Annotated in this window: 1 protein-coding gene; it reads right to left on the bottom strand. The window is 28.0% G+C overall.

The genetic code is table 11. The annotated features are described in order from the left end of the window. A partial coding sequence (locus IU405_RS00325; protein WP_197436679.1) for a hypothetical protein occupies positions 1 to 327 on the bottom strand: 327 nt, incomplete at its 3' end. Positions 328 to 354 lie beyond the last annotated feature (27 nt).

Below are 354 nucleotides of genomic sequence, written 5' to 3'. Positions count from 1 at the left end.
ATAATTGGTTTGCTCAATCTGAATTTCTTTAATTCGTTGTTGATTAGTAGCTATTTTAGCGTTTTTTTCATTTTGTGCATCTAAGTTTTCTTTTTTTACTCGTATTTTTATTATCTCACTTTCTTTTTGAAATTCCTGTTCATATCGTATTATTTTAGCTTTGAAAATGGTTATTTTGTCATCTGCAATAAGTATATTGGTAGCATAACTCATTAAATCATTCACCCAATTATCATGTTTCGATTTAGCTTCTGAAAATACTTTTGTCTCATAGTTTTTACTATGGGTTGTTATCTCCTCACAGATGTTTTGATTAGCTTTTTCCAAATTTGAAATGTCATTTCGCTTCTTTGT

Source organism: Polaribacter sp. BAL334, from assembly GCF_015767435.1.
GTDB lineage: Bacteria > Bacteroidota > Bacteroidia > Flavobacteriales > Flavobacteriaceae > Polaribacter.
Note: the sequence above shows the minus strand (reverse complement) of the source record. Positions and strands in the feature narration are given on the sequence as shown.